The 16,948-nt window shown below is 41.5% G+C and carries 22 protein-coding genes; all 22 read left to right on the forward strand.

The genetic code is table 11. The annotated features are described in order from the left end of the window. Window positions 1–253: 253 nt before the first annotated feature. The 22 genes from ABE954_RS07460 to ABE954_RS07565 all read left to right on the forward strand — a co-directional run bounded on the left by ABE954_RS07460 (window position 254) and on the right by ABE954_RS07565 (window position 16,785). A complete protein-coding gene (locus ABE954_RS07460) occupies window positions 254–715 on the forward strand; it encodes a DUF1367 family protein (protein WP_129466188.1) in 462 nt (153 codons plus the stop codon). 11 nt (window positions 716–726) lie between these two features. Beyond that, the gene (locus ABE954_RS07465) at window positions 727–1,530 is read left to right on the forward strand and encodes an antitermination protein (protein WP_048607795.1); all 804 of its coding nucleotides are present in this window, start codon (window positions 727–729) and stop codon (window positions 1,528–1,530) included. Window positions 1,531–1,780: 250 nt separating this feature from the next. Beyond that, window positions 1,781–2,287 carry a hypothetical protein gene (locus ABE954_RS07470; protein ID WP_042844959.1) on the forward strand — a complete coding sequence of 169 codons (507 nt, stop codon included), beginning with the start codon at window positions 1,781–1,783 and terminating at the stop codon, window positions 2,285–2,287. Between the two features lie 321 nt (window positions 2,288–2,608). Beyond that, entirely contained in the window at window positions 2,609–3,115 is a 507-nt protein-coding gene (locus ABE954_RS07475; RefSeq protein WP_166696612.1) for a hypothetical protein, read from the forward strand. 107 nt (window positions 3,116–3,222) lie between these two features. Next, entirely contained in the window at window positions 3,223–3,492 is a 270-nt protein-coding gene (locus tag ABE954_RS07480) for an HP1 family phage holin (protein ID WP_042844233.1), read from the forward strand. Continuing rightward, entirely contained in the window at window positions 3,492–3,962 is a 471-nt protein-coding gene (locus ABE954_RS07485; protein WP_371025814.1) for a lysozyme, read from the forward strand. Before ABE954_RS07480 ends, ABE954_RS07485 begins: the two co-directional genes overlap by 1 nt. Next, a complete protein-coding gene (locus tag ABE954_RS07490) occupies window positions 3,944–4,117 on the forward strand; it encodes a hypothetical protein (RefSeq protein WP_187550119.1) in 174 nt (57 codons plus the stop codon). The genes ABE954_RS07485 and ABE954_RS07490 overlap by 19 nt, the downstream gene beginning before the upstream one ends. Before the next feature lie 20 nt (window positions 4,118–4,137). Continuing rightward, a complete protein-coding gene (locus ABE954_RS07495) occupies window positions 4,138–4,593 on the forward strand; it encodes a lysis system i-spanin subunit Rz (RefSeq protein ID WP_226619128.1) in 456 nt (151 codons plus the stop codon). A 486-nt stretch (window positions 4,594–5,079) separates the two neighbouring features. After that, on the forward strand, window positions 5,080–5,595 hold the full coding sequence (locus tag ABE954_RS07500; RefSeq protein ID WP_166696615.1) for a hypothetical protein: 516 nt from the start codon (window positions 5,080–5,082) through the stop codon (window positions 5,593–5,595). Between the two features lie 10 nt (window positions 5,596–5,605). Next, window positions 5,606–7,093 carry a DUF3383 domain-containing protein gene (locus tag ABE954_RS07505; RefSeq protein WP_210787148.1) on the forward strand — a complete coding sequence of 496 codons (1,488 nt, stop codon included), beginning with the start codon at window positions 5,606–5,608 and terminating at the stop codon, window positions 7,091–7,093. A 10-nt stretch (window positions 7,094–7,103) separates the two neighbouring features. Then, window positions 7,104–7,556 carry a hypothetical protein gene (locus ABE954_RS07510; RefSeq protein WP_071548262.1) on the forward strand — a complete coding sequence of 151 codons (453 nt, stop codon included), beginning with the start codon at window positions 7,104–7,106 and terminating at the stop codon, window positions 7,554–7,556. Window positions 7,557–7,607: 51 nt separating this feature from the next. Beyond that, the gene (locus tag ABE954_RS07515; RefSeq protein WP_071548261.1) at window positions 7,608–8,066 is read left to right on the forward strand and encodes a hypothetical protein; all 459 of its coding nucleotides are present in this window, start codon (window positions 7,608–7,610) and stop codon (window positions 8,064–8,066) included. Between the two features lie 147 nt (window positions 8,067–8,213). After that, complete coding sequence (locus tag ABE954_RS07520) at window positions 8,214–8,900, forward strand: hypothetical protein (RefSeq protein WP_071548260.1); 687 nt, start codon at window positions 8,214–8,216, stop codon at window positions 8,898–8,900. A gap of 64 nt (window positions 8,901–8,964) precedes the next feature. Beyond that, window positions 8,965–11,028 (forward strand): hypothetical protein, encoded by a 2,064-nt coding sequence (locus ABE954_RS07525; RefSeq protein ID WP_217008496.1) that lies wholly within the window; start codon window positions 8,965–8,967, stop codon window positions 11,026–11,028. Beyond that, window positions 11,025–11,555 (forward strand): phage baseplate protein, encoded by a 531-nt coding sequence (locus ABE954_RS07530; RefSeq protein WP_071548258.1) that lies wholly within the window; start codon window positions 11,025–11,027, stop codon window positions 11,553–11,555. The genes ABE954_RS07525 and ABE954_RS07530 overlap by 4 nt, the downstream gene beginning before the upstream one ends. After that, entirely contained in the window at window positions 11,555–11,851 is a 297-nt protein-coding gene (locus ABE954_RS07535) for a hypothetical protein (protein WP_071548257.1), read from the forward strand. The genes ABE954_RS07530 and ABE954_RS07535 overlap by 1 nt, the downstream gene beginning before the upstream one ends. Further along, entirely contained in the window at window positions 11,844–12,659 is an 816-nt protein-coding gene (locus ABE954_RS07540; RefSeq protein WP_166697058.1) for a hypothetical protein, read from the forward strand. Before ABE954_RS07535 ends, ABE954_RS07540 begins: the two co-directional genes overlap by 8 nt. A gap of 3 nt (window positions 12,660–12,662) precedes the next feature. Continuing rightward, on the forward strand, window positions 12,663–13,355 hold the full coding sequence (locus ABE954_RS07545) for a Gp138 family membrane-puncturing spike protein (RefSeq protein WP_071548255.1): 693 nt from the start codon (window positions 12,663–12,665) through the stop codon (window positions 13,353–13,355). Next, window positions 13,352–13,696, forward strand: a complete 345-nt coding sequence (locus ABE954_RS07550) for a hypothetical protein (RefSeq protein WP_166687089.1) — start codon at window positions 13,352–13,354, stop codon at window positions 13,694–13,696. Before ABE954_RS07545 ends, ABE954_RS07550 begins: the two co-directional genes overlap by 4 nt. Further along, entirely contained in the window at window positions 13,689–14,876 is a 1,188-nt protein-coding gene (locus ABE954_RS07555; RefSeq protein WP_166687090.1) for a baseplate J/gp47 family protein, read from the forward strand. The genes ABE954_RS07550 and ABE954_RS07555 overlap by 8 nt, the downstream gene beginning before the upstream one ends. Further along, window positions 14,873–15,532, forward strand: a complete 660-nt coding sequence (locus ABE954_RS07560) for a DUF2612 domain-containing protein (protein ID WP_166687091.1) — start codon at window positions 14,873–14,875, stop codon at window positions 15,530–15,532. The genes ABE954_RS07555 and ABE954_RS07560 overlap by 4 nt, the downstream gene beginning before the upstream one ends. 5 nt (window positions 15,533–15,537) lie before the next feature. After that, a complete protein-coding gene (locus ABE954_RS07565; protein ID WP_166696617.1) occupies window positions 15,538–16,785 on the forward strand; it encodes a phage tail protein in 1,248 nt (415 codons plus the stop codon). Window positions 16,786–16,948: the final 163 nt, after the last annotated feature.

Below are 16,948 nucleotides of genomic sequence, written 5' to 3' on the forward strand. Positions count from 1 at the left end.
GAAATTGTGCATTACGTAGAGCCAGTAGAGAGCCTTGTAAGAATGCGAATTTGATTCGAATGGATGACATACTGTGATGCTATTCGGCTCTAAACGAAACAATAGGATATCTAAGTTGTTATCATAGACGACTGTGGAATAGGTAGGTTAAACACACAAAACACTGTTTATTTAAACAGTGTTTTGTGTATAATCCATTTATTGGCTTGAACACCCAATCTAAATACTCGCTGTGTCTACTGAGAGAAAAAGTATGGCACAGTATAGCTTTATCAAAATATCTAACGGCTCTCTTGTTTCGGCTTCCCGCCCAGCAAGGGAATTCATGCACGTCAAAATCAAGTGTGGTGGTGTGCTTTCGGCTGATTTCAAGAAAGACCGCGATTCACGACGCCATCGCAACTACTCCGCAATACTCAATTTAGGGGATAAATATTGGCAGCCAATTGGCGACAATACTCCAATTGATAAATTCTTTAATGCTCTCCGTTATTGGTTAGTAGAACAATTGGGCCATTATGAAACCTTTGAAATGTCCGATGGCAGCCTACGCCGTATCACCCAATTAATCAGTTTTACCAAAATGAACGACCTAGCTTTTGGTGAACTCTACAAAGCCACCCTCGATGTACTTTGGAACTGTATTTTATTTCGTAAAATTCCCCCCCAACAGGTTGCTGAAAATGTGGCAGCTCAGTTATTAGATTTTATTTAGAGGCAAGACCAATGAAACTCGAAAATGCACTGAAAAACTTTCACCCCAAATCACCGATATTTAGCGATACTGCGAGCAGTACATCACCCGACCGTTTAACTGGAACGGACATCATAGCTGCTATGGGGATGATTGATCCTCAGGCTAAGTTTGGCATGACGGCTTTTCTCGCTAAAAATGATGTCAGCGAAGAGGATAAAATTTCTACCATAGAAGCCTTGACGCAATATGCGAAAAAACAGACCCCAAAGCTGGTAGCAAAAGCTGCAGGTAAAAAACTAGGTCATTGTTTAATCATATTGGCCAAAATCGCATTTGAGGACTACGCTCGTTCTGCAGGTTCCGTTTTCCCATGTTCAACCTGTAGCGGCAAAGGGATGATTGATAAACAAGTCACTACAACAAAATATTCAACAAGAGACGCTGTCTTTTCCTCCTTTACCAAGGACAAGCCCAAACGATATACTAATACTGAGCGTGAGATCGTGGAAACTGAAAAAGTGATTTGCCAGTCATGTAAGGGAAAAGGCCAGTTAACACAGCGCTGTCGATGCAAGGGGCGGGGGAAAGTACTGGATGAAGCACAAACAGAACGACAGGGCGTCCCAGTATTCAAAGATTGCCCACGGTGTGCAGGCCTCGGTTTTAAGCGCGTTCCCTCATCTGTCGCATATAATGCAATAAAGCACTTGGTACCAGAGCTTAACGAAAGAACATGGCGCCGAAATTGGAAACCGTTTTATGAAACATTGGCCAGCAAATGTTTTATTGAGGAAAGTATTGCAGAGCAGGCGTTTAGCAAAGCGATAAAATAAACTGATCAAATAAACAGTAAAAAGCTTGCATTTTGTCCGAAGCTGGTTTATTATTTTTACATAATGGACATTCTATACCTAATTAAGTAAATCGATGTCTCATTTTACCAATTCAAAACCTCGCGATTGCGGGGTTTTTTTATATCTAAAAACCTCAACAAGTGTTGCGTTTTCTTAAGAGTAGAACCTCACTTCGGCAGGGTTTTATTTTGTGATCTTCTGTGGTTTAGCACGATAAGTGAGGTTTTAAGTGAAAGTCTGCATTATAGGCATTTCTGGCGCAGGGAAAACAACGTTAGCTAAAAAATTAGCCATTGAACTGAATGTCCCTACTTATGCGTATGATGATATATATTGGAATAAAAGGAGTGGAGAATATATTAAAAATACTCCTGAGATAATTAATTCACTTGTTTCTGCCATAAAATCGGAAAGAGATTGGATAGTTGAAGGCGCGTATGATCGTCGGATGCTCCCATTCTTTGAAGACTGCTCTTTGATTATTAGATTGAAGATCCCATATCGGATATGTGTGTTAAGAATAATAAAGCGTTACCTACTTGCAAAAATAACAAAAACAAGACATAAGGAAACGATTCTAAATACCATTGAATTACTTCGCTTTGCAAAGCGATTTGATAACCAATTAAATGTTTTTTTTGATTCAAACCCAGCTGTTATGCATAAGATAGTTGAAGTTAATAACACTAAGCAGTGTTCACTAGAAATTAAAAAACATTTAAATGAAACTTCATAATTTAAAGGGGACAGTGATGCCATTTTCTATGTTTAACCGACTAATATGTAAGGTAACCCTTACAAGTTCAGTGATCTAGTCTTGTGGATAGCTTATATTCAAGAGGTCGCCTAGTGCGGCCTTTTTTGTCTATAGTAAAAAGCTAATTTCTAGTTAATTTTTTATGGATAAAATAGCAATTCTTAAATTAAGCTAAAATTGAGTGGGTTAAATTTTTTATTCTAATAGTTAGTTTTTAATTGATATTAAGATTCATGCCTTTTAATTTTTTAAATGTAATAATTTCCTTTCTTGTTTATTTAAAAAAAGGATGTTTTTATTGTGAGTATTTTCAATTTTAAAAAAATAATGGCTATAACTATCTTTTCTTGCTCATTTTCAAGCTTTGCTGCAAATCCACCGTTACAATTTCGCATTCACGGTTCTTTTGAAGAGGTTGTTCCTCCGTGTAATTTGACAAGCGAGCCGAGCCTTAATTTGGCTTTTGATACCATTCCAACATATGTAAATATTGGATACGAAACGCAAGCCGAGTCTGTCAGAGTAAGTTATCAATGTATGCAGGATGTTAATGTTAAAGTTTATTTTTCTGATGCTGCCCATAAACTTTCTAGTGCAGCATATCAAACGACAGCGAGCCATATTGGGGTTAAAACTAAAATAAATGGTCAAATATTAAATCCCAATGAAAAACTAGAGTTTAAGTCTAAAGCAGGAGCATCAGTAATCCCAGTTGAAGTTAGTTTAATAAGGCTAGCAGAAACACAAGGTAATGGTGGTAGTTATGACTTTAATTTAACGGGTATTATTGAGACAGAGTATAACTAATATTTTAATTAGTATATTGTGTGCTGCTTTTCTATTAAATTCTTCAAGGTCACTTAGGTGGCCTTTTTTATTAACTCAACCTCAGGCACTCCGTAGGGGGTGAAATCATGCGTATGGATAAATACAGCAACGCAGCCTACGGCAGTGCTGGGCTTACAGCATTCTTTGCAAGTCTATCACTTTATGAGTGGGGCTTTATTATCGGGATGGCGTTTAGCATTATTCTTGGTCTTATTACCTTTTTTATGAATCGACGAGAGCAGCGAAAGCGAACACGTTTATTTGAAGAACTCGTTAATAAAACTGACCCACAAAACCCCTCAGCCACTGCACGAAAAGCTGCCGAACTTATGGCGAAAGCGCCTAAGGATATCTAATGTCACTCAAACAAAAACTCACTGTGCTTGTTGGTGCAGGGGCTTCGGCTATCGGTTTAGCCGTGATTGCGCATTATGAGGGGATTAGATATGAGCCCTACGAGGATGTTATTGGCGTGCTGACGGTCTGCTATGGGCACACAGGGAAAGATATTGTTCTCAATAAAACTTATACCAAAGAAGAATGTAACGAGCTGTTAGAGCTGGATTTTATGAGAACCAAATTACAGGTAGATCGCCTAGTTAAAGTCCCTGTTGAGGAGCATACAAAAGCCGCGCTTTATTCATTTGCTTTTAATGTTGGCACTGGCACATTTGCTAAGTCGACCATGTTGAAAAAGCTTAACGCAGGTGACCAATACGGTGCTTGTGAAGAACTAAAAAGATGGGTTTACGCGGGGGGCAAGGTATGGCGCGGGTTAGTGAACCGCAGAGAAGCGGAGGCTGCAATATGTCATGGAAACCTGTAGCCGCTGCAATTTGCATTGTGCTATTTGCGATAGCAATGATTGCGTTCGGTGTTTATCGTCTAACAGGCAACACTTGTGGCATTGATAAAGCCAGCTTAGAAAAGCGTTGCCAAAAAGCCATCGACCATTATAAGGGCCGACAAGTTAACTTTTAATCTTCTCTATGGTAACCGCCATGAATAAAGTCAGAGCATTGTTATTTGTCGCTGCATGGGTGGCCATATGGGGAATGTGGAAGCAGTACGAGAAGATAGGCGAACTTAACACCAAGAATGCCAAGCTACTCATTGAACTAGCTGAGCAAGTTAAAATCAATGAAGATTACCAAGAGCGCGTTCAAGCGCTTCATAAACTCGATACTAAACATATCCAAGAGCTAACAAATGCAAATGCTGAAATTGATAAGTTGCGTATTGCTGCTGAGCGCAATCCTGAGCGGGTGTACATCAGAGCCAGTTGTCCGAAAGTCGAAACCAATTCCACCTCCCGCGTGGATGATGGAACAACCGCCAGACCTACTGACTCCGCTATCCGAAATTATTGGTTACTCAGAGAGCGAATTGCGCAGTCAGAGCAAATTATTAAAGGGTTACAGGATTATGTAACACTAGGGTGTGCTCAATATCACTAAATAGTGATTTAAAACAATATATTAAATGCTAAAGCGAGGTTTTTTATGTTTAAAAAAAGCTTGCTGTTAAATTTTTAAACACACTGGCTTTGGATAGTCCAATAGAAAAAGCCGGTATCAGGCAGTACAGCCAAGACAAATCACCTGCTAAACCACGGGGGATACGCAGCAGATGCGACAGGCAGTTAATTTTACAGAGGAGGACAAATAATATTTGGTTATTGATACCGTGTTGCGGCACGTCACATTTCTATTGAAGTTCGTGGCAGCTAACAAGCGATAGATAACCCATATATCCAATCAATGGGTGTTGATTCATATTCAATTTATTGCCGATTTTAGACTTCCCTCGATACCAAAGGCATTCAGTGCGCTACATCACCTAATTATCTTATTTTCAACGATAAAAATACGCTGTAATCAGTGATGCACTCTGGTATGAACAGGGCGGTTTGATATCGGTCATTGGCATTGAGGTCGGTAACGATGACGGACAATGATATTGATAGTGCTATTTACAAACAGCTAGTGCGGCAGTTAACAGAAATAGGGCTTGATATCCCTGTAAAAGCGGGGTTCCAACCTATCAAGCCTGGCAGTGAAGACAATATGGTGATGTTCTTTTCTATTAATGAAAGAGGTCATGGTTGGCAGGGGCGCAACTACAATATTCAGGGGCAAAATGCCAATCACCAAGAAAACCTATTATCTGAAAAAACATACCAAGTTCAGACAGTTATTACTCAATTAGGGTCGTATACAGCGAATGATATTGCCGCGATGGTGCGAATGGTCATCAATTCACTTCCCTTTGTCACCGCATTGAGAAAGCAAGGCATTGGTGTGCAGCGTGCAACTGATATTCGCCAACCTTACATAGTGAACGAACATGGTGACTATGAACAAACCATTTCATTTGATTTTAATGTGACGTTTAAACGTTCTCTCTTCCCTGATACAGCGGCCATTAGTGCGTTGTATCCTAATCTCCACCGCATATAAGGTTTTTACTATGCCAATTAAACAAACACGATACGTTGATATTGCATCGGCGGTCATTGGTGCGTCTGCTGTTCCGATGCGCAAACTGACTGCACGTTTATTTTCCACCAACCCGAAAATTCCTACGGGTAAAGTATTGGAATTTACCAGTGGCCAAGTCGATGAGCTATTAGGTATTGATGCGCCAGAGGCTCACTTTGCGCGGCAATATTTTAGCTATGTCAGCCCTGCACCAGTCAGTAAACCCAAAGAATTACAAATTGCCGCCTATGAGCCAGTAGGGCGTGCGCCTACGCTCTTTGGTGCAAAAGCGGCCGCATTAGTGGATTTAAAAATCATTACCGATGGCACGCTATCGGTCACGATAGGGGCTGTAACTAAAAGCTATAAAGATATTGATTTATCAGAAGCAAAATCGTATTCGGATATCGCGTCTACAATTCAAAGCAAGCTTAATGCTGAGAGTGAACCGCAGTTTTCCAGTAGCTATCTGACGTTTAATGCACTGGAAAGCACGTTTGAACTCAGTGGCGGTGTTCAGGAAAGTGTATCGATAAGTGTCGAGTATTCTGCGCTGGCTGAAGCCATGGGGCTTTCTTCCGGTACGGCATCGGAGGGGAATCCCGCGCAAACGCCTTTAGAGGCTTTCATTGTTGCCGAGCAAGTTTCAGATTCGTTTGGTAGCGCGACATTCCTTGACGAAATGCCATTAGAACAAGCGGTTGCTTTAGCTCAGTATATTTCGGGTGAAAACGTCAAGTACCAGTTACACCTTAATGTTAGTAAAAATAAGGTTGAAGATTTTAGTGCAGCCTTGATGGGAACGGCTTCTGTTGGGTTAAACCTCAAAACGGATGATAGTTTCTTTATCCAAGCCCTACCCATGGCAGTTATGGCGGCAACGGATTACGACCGCACTAATGCGACGACAAATTACATGTTCCGCCAGTTTAGTATTGCGTTTCCTGCCCAAGTCACTACCGATAAAGATGCGGATCGCTACGATAAGCTTCGTGTGAACTACTACGGTGAAACCGCGGTTGCTGGTTCACAGATTCGCTTTTATCAACGTGGTTTTCTGTGTGGCGGGCCATCGAACCCGCTGGATATGAGTGTGCATGCCAATGAGCAGTGGTTAAAAGCTTATATCGCGCAGCAATGGTTTAGTGTGTTACTCGCGACTCGCGGTGTACCAGCCAACAAAGATGGTGAAGCTCGTGCACTGATGGTTATTGCAGGGGCTGTTACTAAGGCATTGGATAACGGCACAATTTTAGCGGGTAAAACGCTGACTGAAGTACAAACATTGGCGATTGCTGATGCGTCTGGGGATGACCTTGCATGGTATGACGTGCAGGACAAAGGTTATTGGTACAACGCACAGATTGTTGAAAGTACAGGGGAAAATGGTTTACCTGAATACGTCATGAAATACGTGCTGATTTACGGAAAAGGTGATTGGGTACGTAAAGTCGAAGGCTCACATAACTTAGTATAAGGAATTGATAATGAGTGATATTTCTGCAACAGGCTTGAGTTTCACTATTCAAGCGAGCAAAACCTTTCCTGCGGGAATTTTAATTACCTCTTTTGCGGATGATGCCGACCCGTTAGATTTACCGGCGGTGGATATTGCACAAACGGGTATGGATATTAATGGCAACTTGGTGAGCTGGTCTGCCCCGACCCCACAAACGGTCACTATCAACGTATTAGCGGGTAGTGAAGAAGACCAAAACCTGTCTATTTTGTTCGAGGCCAACATCGCCAAAAAAGGTCGTCGCCATGCAGGGGATGTCATTACTTTTGTCGCATCTTATGGTGATGGTTCAACGGTGACAGCGCGTAACGGCAAAATTACGAACGGTAGTCGTGGCAACTCAGCCGCCTCGGCAGGGCGTTTGAAATCCAAAGCCTATACCTTTGTGTTTCAGGATTTTGACAGTACACGCGTACGTTAATTTTTCATCCATTTATGGCGGGGAATCCCGCCTTTTTTATCGGTATTTATCATGTTAATAAAGCCTAAAGAAGTGGCCATCAAAGATGTTGATGGCGTTGAAAAAATTTTTGTGATTAGTCGGTTACCTGCTACGGTTGGTCGTGAAATCCTAGCCAAATACCCATTATCTAATGCCCCTAAAATTGGTGACTATGAGGTCAGCAAAGAAGCCATGTTAAAAATGATGGCTTATGTGTGTGTAGTTATCGATGATGAGGAAATTCTGCTTAAAACCCAAACATTGATTGATAACCATATACCTGATGGTGAGTCGTTGATCCGCCTAGAGTTGGAAATGCTGAAATATAACACCAGTTTTTTCGGCAACGACGGGAGTCAAGGTTTCCTCCATTACCTACTCAGCAAGGTAAGTGGTTCACTCCCGTCGATTATAAAAACGCTGATGGCTTCTTTGCCGTCATCATCAGCGAGCGACTCGCCACCTTCACCGAACTCAAAAACTCAGTAGATTTAGAAGAAGCACTGGATCTGTGGGAAATTGCTATCACGAATCGTTATAACGAAGCTTTAGCAACATCACAGAAATGAGTGATATGACTTTAAAGTTCTCCATAGTGTGCTTTACTTAATATGTCATTAACTTATTGGTGAATATATGAAAAAGTCTATTGCAGTATTAGCGGCTATCGTATTACTTTCTGGTTGTAAAGTGGATGTGGTGGCTAAAGTTAATACGGACGATCTTCTTTCCTTAGATCACAAAATAGTGCAGGGAAATATTAATGTAGAGGTTCCTTCATGTAATGACTTTGAGGATTCGAGAAAAGAGTCTAAGAGCTTAATCCAGATAAAGGAAAAGCTTCCCACTATATTTAAAACCGTTGAATTTAAAGAATGTTATAAGCAGAAGTTTAATTCTTATGCTAGTTTTTCTGTGCCAGTTGGTATTGGTAGTTTTGTTGGGGAAGCAAAAACAGTAGATACTGAAATTTATGTTTTCTCTAATAAAATTACTTATGCAGGTATTGTTTTAGACGATGATGCAGCAAAGAGATTAGCAAGTGCAAAGAAAACTTCTCCTGGCGAATTAAATCTTGCGATGACGCTGGTTTTGGAAAAAGGGAAACAACCCATTCCGAACATTGCAGCAATCGGTGTATATATGACCGGTATAGAGTCTAAAAATTCACCGATCTCAATAGGCAGAGTTAAAATTGAAGCCAAAGAGATTAAACTCAGATTATCAGATGTTTCTAATTCGATGATTGAAAGTGGCAAGATTACGTCAGTTTTAGTGAAGGCAGAGTATTTAGAACAACTGCTCACACAATTGAAGGAATAATTGCCATATATAACAATTTAAACCGCCTCTCAGGCGGTTTTTTTATGTCTAAAAAAGGTGATTTATGTCGTTAATGGATACGTTTGTTCAAGTCTTTGAGTTTGATACAAAGCAAGCGGATAGTGCCTTTGAAAAAATCCGGCGTTCTACGGATGACATTATCGCCGATATGAAACGAGTCAGCGAAAATGCAAAAGGCGGGATCGCTTCGTTAACCGATTTTCTTTCCCAAGTAACTTTGTCACTGCAAGTGGGGGCGCAGAGTGCAAAAGTAGAGCTCCACCTTGATGCGCCTAAAAAAGAAATGGTGGCCTATTTGGATGAAATGAAAAACTATCTTGAATATGCCAAATCACTTCATCAATCAAATGTGCTTTCTATTGAAAACAACAAGAAATTGGTCACCGGCATACAAGCGTTGGAATCTAATATTCAACGCACGGAAGGTTCATTGGCTGATCAGGTCATGGTGACGAGTAAGGCGGCAAACGAAGCGAAAAATCTTGCTAATAACAATGATCAGCTTGCTAAATCAGCCGATGGTGTGGCGAACCATTATGATAAAGCAGCCCACTCACTATCTGGGTTTTTAGGCAAAATAGCCAATGTGTTTGGGGGGGGATTAACCATTAGTCATATTGCCTCCTTTATTCAGTCGGCTGCTGAAGACATTAATTTATTATCGCAATCAGCAGATGCATTAAATTTGCCCGTTGAAGTGGTTGATGCTTTTGGCAAGGTAGTCACGTCGATGGGAGGAGATGCACAAGGGGCCCGCGATACCTTGATGGATATGTCTAACAGTATCCGTGTAGCCTTACAAGATACGTCGTCGGGCAAAGCTGAGGTATTTAACAGTTTAAAAATCAGCTTAAAAGATATGCAAGGTGATTCTATTGATGCGATGGAAGGGGTGTATCGTTTATCAGATGCCGTACAAGGACTGAGCAAAAAAGAAGCCATATTGCGCATTAAAGAAGTCGGTATTACCGATAATAAAATCATTGAATCCATCTTAAAAGGGCGGACTGAACTCGAAGCATTAACCAAAAAGCAAAAAGAAAATGGCGTCGTAACTAAGGAATTAGTATTACAAGCGCAAAAATACAAGCAAGTGACTGGCGGGTTAAAAACGGTATTTAATAGTGTGATGGTCAGCATTATGAATGCGGCTTTACCTGCACTTACCCAAGTGCTTGCTTGGGGAGAAGCTTTTGTAGATTTTTGCCGTGACAATCAAGGTTTTGTTACGGGGTTTTTTATTGCCATTGGTACCGCAGCATCTGCCGCAGGAATATCAACATTAGCCGCTATGTGGCCTATCTTAGCGATTAGCGCAGTTGTCGTGCTCCTTGCCGCTGCCTTCGCACTGATTTATGACGATATCATGAATTTTATTGATGGTAATGATTCCATGATAGGTCGCATATTGGATAAATACCCTGCCTTAAAAACGGTGATTATGGCGTTATGGGAAGCCTTTAAAGCGTGTTTTGACTTTATTATTGCTGTCTCTAGCGCAGTTTCCGATGCGGCTGTTACTGCCTTTAATTTGATTATTGGTGGTGTTAAACAACTGTGGACATGGCTTAATGAATTTATTGATGGGCTTTCAGTCTGGGGTAAGGCGTTTGAAGATGTGTTTGATACTGCTTCTGATGCCGTTGTCGGGATTTTTAAATGGCTTTGGGCTCAAATTAAGCAGTACCTTGGCTGGATCAATGACGGTCTTGATGCCATTAAAAAAGGTTGGAGCACAGTTAAAGGTTGGTTTGGTTTTGATGATGCCGAAGTCACCCAAACGGTTGAACGTAAAATGTCAGCGGACGGTACGATTGAACACCGACTGCCAGAATCGCCTCAGTTATCGGAAGAGGATGCGATGAAACTGCTGCAAGGGGCAAATCACTACATAAGTAGCATTTCATCTAATCCACTAAACTCAATGACCAGTCAGGCTATAAATAACACATCCAACTCGACCAATGAAACTAACATCTCAATTGGTGAGATTAAAGTGGAAACACAAGCTACAGATGCTCAAGGTATGGCGAGAGATAGCAAGGATGCTATTGCCTCTCATTGCCAAGACCTTGGTCATCAAATGAATTCGGGGCTAGGCAAATGATCACCGAAGTTAAAATATTCAATACAGATAATTTCACGGCATTATTTGAAACGGTTAATCCAATGCAAATTAATGTGAGCGATGGACATAAAGCAACACAGTTTGCGGTTGAATCAGGAGAAACGCGCAGTGACCATATTGTGGAGCAACCCGTTGAGATTAGCATGGATCTCATACTGACTGGCGAGATGAAAAGCACCTTTGAAATCATGCAGCAAGCTTATGATAAACATCAATTAGTGGGGGTTCAGACTCGCGTTAAAACTTATCAACCCATGCTGTTAGTCAATTTCAATCACACTGAAATTCCAGATATGGCAGACGCAATTAAGCTCACTTTACGTTTTACTGAGTGGCGAACGGTTGAGCCTGAGTATGGGGATTTACCGCCACGAAAAGTGACTAAAAAAGAGCAATCTAGCACAGTAAATCGAGGGAAAGTTCAAACGGTCACAGTATCTGACCAAAAGAAAAAATCGACAGCGGCAAAAATGGTCGACGGTGATTTAAAACTAGGGGGAGGATAATGCAAGAAATTCCATTAAATACTGTACCGAATCAACGCGTACGCATTAGCCTTAGCGGAGAGGAATGGGAACTCACTTTCAAGGTGGCACGAAATACAATCTGTTGTGATATTAAACGCAATGATGTCGTTTTATTGCGAGGCATTCGAGCTATACCTAATCAACCTTTGATCCCTTATCGCTATCTATCTGCTGGCGGCAATTTTGTGTTTATTACTGATAATGATGAATACCCGTGGTGGGAACAGTTTGGAAAATCTCACTATCTGGTGTGGTGGGGGAATGACGATGATTGATTTACGCCGTATTCGTATCGGCATTGAAGTCAATGAGCGACTACAGTGGTATGAAGGGCTGCGTATTCGTGCTAATGGCACCAAGTATGCTAATTCGTTACAAAATGAATGTACGGTGAATATTGACGGATTGAATGCGGATACGCGCAATATGTTACTTACGGAAACCAGCCCATATGCTAAAGCGAAAAAACCACACCGATTAATTTTAGAAGCAGGGCGCGTTAGTACGGGAGTATTTCGCATTTATGTCGGGGATATCGTCAGCGCAGAAATTGCCTCTCCGCCAGAGGTAACTCTCACCTTAAAAGCGAAAACTAACAATGGTAACGCACGGGATATCGTGTCTTCATCGGCCGGTGCCATGAGCAAAATGAGTGAACTAGCCAAGAATATCGCCCAAGATTGTGGCGTTAAATTGGATTTCCAGGCTACCGATAAGAATATTGCTAATTGGTATTTTTGTGGCTCCGCGTTAAAGCAAGTGGAGCGGTTACAAGATGCCGCGAATGTTAAAGCGTTTATTGATGATGACACTCTCTATGTGAAAGATAGGGATAAAGCATTAAACGGCCGTCTGCGTATTCTCAATCAAAAAACAGGCATGGTAGGTATTCCTAAAGCTAATGAAAAAGGCGTCGATGTCACTTATTTGATTGATAGTGGCTCCACATTGGGGGGAATGTTACGCCTTGAAAGTCAGTTTAACCCTGCTTTAAACGGTGATTATATTATTGAGCAACTCAAGTTCGATATTGCTTCCCATGACGACCCTTTCTTTTATCAAGCGATCTGCAAAAGAGTATAAACCATGAACCAACCAAATAATGATATTGCTAGCGAAGGCAGCTTGGCAGGGCAGTTTATGGCTGCGTTTCGTAACTTATTGATGAATATTGATGACATGCTACCGGCTACAGTGGTGAGTTATAACGATAAAACCAATCGAGCTGTTATCAAACCGTTAGTGATGATGGTTTCTACCGAGGGGAAAAAAATTGGGCGTGCTTCGGTAGCGAACATCCCGGTTTTCCGCTTTGGAGGAGGAGGTTTTTTTATCCGAATGCCCATTAAAGCAGGGGATTTTGGTTGGCTCAAAGCCAATGACCGCGATATCAGCTTAGTCTTTCAACGGGGCGGTTTAGAAGATGAACCGAATACAGCGCGCTTACATACTTTTAGTGATGCTATGTTTTATCCGGACACACTTAAAGGCTGGCTGATTGATGGAAAAAATACCGATGCGCTAGTCATTCAGTCTATGGATGGCTCAGTATGTTTGTCATTACATGAAGGAAAAGCTGTATTAGATTCACCCATTTTTGAGGTTAATGTGCCTGAAACCACCTTTAACGGTAATGTCACGATCAATGGTAACCAGGCGGTGAATGGAAACAGCGACTCAAACGGTGGCACGATGAAACATAATGGTAAGGATATTGGCTCAACGCATAAACATAGTGGTATTCAAAGCGGTAATAGCAACACAGGAGCCCCAATATGATGACCTTCGATGTTAACGACAATAACGATATTTATATTGGCAGTAGTGGCAACTTAGCGATAGCAAACGCTGAAAAAGCAACGCAAAACCGTTGCGAGCATTACGCCAAAGCGATACGCGGTGAAATGTTACATAAGCTAAATTCGGGGCTCCCGTATTGGAAAACAACCTTTGGGCGGCAAGTGGACATGCCTTTGTTTGAGTCTGCTTTTCGCAGCCGAATGGGGGAACTGGATGATGTGACCTCCGTGGTGTCATTTTCGGCAGTGATGGCGGATAACACACTGAATTATACCGCGGTGATCCAAACTATTTATGGGGAGATAACACTTAATGGCTGATTATCAATATATTACATCACAAGGTGTCATTGTGCCTGATACCAGCACTTTACGTGATGAGGTCGAAAATGAATTTAAAAACCTCTTTGGTCAACAACTCGATGTGTCACCTGAAACGCCGCAAGGTGCACTTATCACCATGGAAGTTGAGAATCGGGATGCAATCGCACGAAATAATGCCGAGCTAGCCAATCAAATTAACCCTGATTTAGCCGGCGGTATATTTCTCGATGCAATATGGGCGTTAATGGGCGGTCAGCGTTTTGATGCGACCCATTCATTTTTGACACAGGTTAAATTCACCGGTACTGCCGACACCTTGATCCCTAAAGGGTCGCAAGCAGCAACGCTGAGTGGTGATTTATTTGAAACCACCAACACTCTGATTATTGGTAAGGATGGCACTATTACAGGGGATATGCGCGCCATTAAAACGGGGGCGATTGAGTGTGGGATTGGGCAACTGAATAAAGTGGCTAGCTCCGTATTAGGTTGGGAAACCGTTTATAACCCGAGTAATGCAATACTGGGGAGAAATGCGGAATCAGACTTACAGGCAAGGCGGCGGCGTAAGCAGACATTAGCTAAGAACACGGTCAGCGTGGGTGAAGCGATTACCTCTGCATTATATGAACTAGAAGGTGTGCGTTCCCTTGCTTATAGAGAAAATCATACCAGTCAGCCGATGGTTTTTGAGGGGATCACCCTAGTGCCTCATAGTATTTATGTGTGTGTTGAAGGGGGAGATAAAGATGCGATTGCTCGTTCGCTATTACGTACAAAAACGCTCGGAGCATCTTTTAATGGCAATGAAGAAGTTAATGTTTTAGACACAATCAGCGGCCAAACTTATCCCGTTAAGTTTGATCGGGCGAAAGAGATTGTGTTGTTTTGTCGTGTGACAGTAAAAAAAGCTACCGTTGATGCACAAACCATTATCCCAGCTGCGGTTGAGTCATGGGCTAATGGGGATATCGATGGTGAGGGGGCTTTAGTGGTTGGGCGAGATGTTTCGCCATTTGAAATATCAGCGGGTATTAATGCGGTTGAGCCTCGCTTATTTATTACGCATGTTGAGCTTTCAACTGATGGCAAAGCTTGGTCATCGAATAACTATAAAATAAATATGAATGAGGTGGCAAGAATCAAACGCAGTGCAGTACAAGTGGTGATGGTATGACGAAAATCCAATCGTTTGATTTCCATTCAGATTTATTGCGCGCCATTCTTTGGCAGTATGAAGATGCTGAAAATCTTAAGGTATTAGCACAATATAAAGCGAATTACTTTGAACGTGCGACAACGCAGTTTTGGAGTGGTTGGTATCGTGATGTGTTCAATATTGATACCGCTAATGAGTTAGGTTTAAATATTTGGGCACGTATTCTTGATGTACCACTGGGGATTGATGTTTTTCCTAGTGATATAACGAAAATTGGTTTTGGTTTTGGCAAAAAGAAAGCCAATTTTAACGCTAATTTTCGGCGTAATACCGATTACACCTTATCCCTGACAGTTGAGCAAAAGCGTCTGGTTGTGCGTATGCGTTATTTTAACCTGACGCAAAGCCCAACGGTTACCAATATAAATCAGTTCCTTAAACAGTTTTTCTGGCAAGCAGATAGCAAAGTGTTCGTGCTAGACCCGCTGGATATGAGTTATCTGTATTATGTGTTTAGTTTCAATCCTGACGAACGTTTACGGGTGCTTCTTGAAAATTTTGACCTAATGCCTCGCCCATCTGGGGTTGGGGTTAAATATCGTATCGTGACGAAGAAATCGTTCGGTCACGGCCAACATCGTAAAAACTTCCTCAGTAGTAATTTCGGAGCATAAAATCCATGACAAAAATATTTAAAATCCCCTTTGCAACACAAGGGGACAGAACTTCTATTCCTGATGATGTACAAGCGGATGGCGCAGTATCTTACACGCAGGGCTATAGTTATGATTATGAGCGCGACCAAATAACGGACCCTGCGGCGAAAGATATTGAACGTGAAAAGATGAACGGTATGTTTCACGATATTACGGAGGCGATTGGTGAGCTGCAAAGTTTGGGGCTACCTAAATGGGCAGCAGAAGCTAAACCATACCCGATCCGCGCCATTGTTTATCATAAAAATAAGGCATGGCAGTCGAAAGTTGAGAATAATAGCAATGAACCAGCTGCTGGAGCAGCATGGCATGAATTAAAAGCAGATTTAACTGCCAGCGATATCAATGTTTATAATAAAACCGAATCCGACAAGCGTTTCCAGCCATTAGGTAATTATCTTCCTGCTGGTTATAGCTATTCAAAAGTGGAGTCCGATACTCTTTATCAACCTAAAGGTAACTATGCCCCTGCTGGGAACTACGCACTTAAGGGGGAAAGCTACACCAAAGCAGAAGCAGATGGGCGATATCAACCCAAAGGAAGTTATCAGCCTGCGGGGGATTATGCGACGAATAGTGCTTTAACTAACGGCCTAAATACTAAGCTTAATATCAGCAGTGTTGTTCAGGCAACGGGCAGTTCAACAACGGCGGTCATGAGTCAAAAAGCAGTGACTGACGCCTTACAAAATGCGGTTAATCTTAATACAATTTACCCAGTTGGTATTGTGGTGTGGTTTGCTCAAAATAAAAACCCAAATACGTTATTTCCTGGCACGAAGTGGCAATATATTGGTGAAAATAAAACGATTCGATTAGCCAATTCGAGTGGTAATAACGTGTTAAGTAGTGGTGGTAGTGATTCGATTAAGTTAACGGAAGCACAATTACCTGCACATAATCATAGCTTCTCAGCAACAACCAGTAGTTTTGATTATGGGACGAAAACGACAAATAGTACTGGAGCTCATACTCATACATTTACAGGGGTAAAAAGATTAACAACAATGCCTAACGCTACAAATGGAGGGAGAATTGCGTGGGTACAAGAGGAACAAACAACAGGTTCTTCTGGCGCCCATACCCACACCGTCGCAATAGGTGCCCATACCCATACAATCTCAGGAACAACAGGTAATAAAGGTAGTGCTGCTGTAATTACAGTAACCAACGCCTATATTATGTTAATGGGTTGGTATCGTATCTCATAAGTAATTATTGAAGCTAAAGTGGCGCAGTCAGTGCCACTTTTTGATTGCTGTTTATATAAATCAATTAGTTGACTAAATAATTCTAATCATTCACTGTTAATTTTAGATACAAATACATTTGTATCAACTATGAACTTAAAACTGTCGTAATTGTATTCTGAAC

Origin of the sequence: Providencia sp. TYF-12 (assembly GCF_041344805.1) — a bacterium.
GTDB lineage: Bacteria > Pseudomonadota > Gammaproteobacteria > Enterobacterales > Enterobacteriaceae > Providencia > Providencia huashanensis.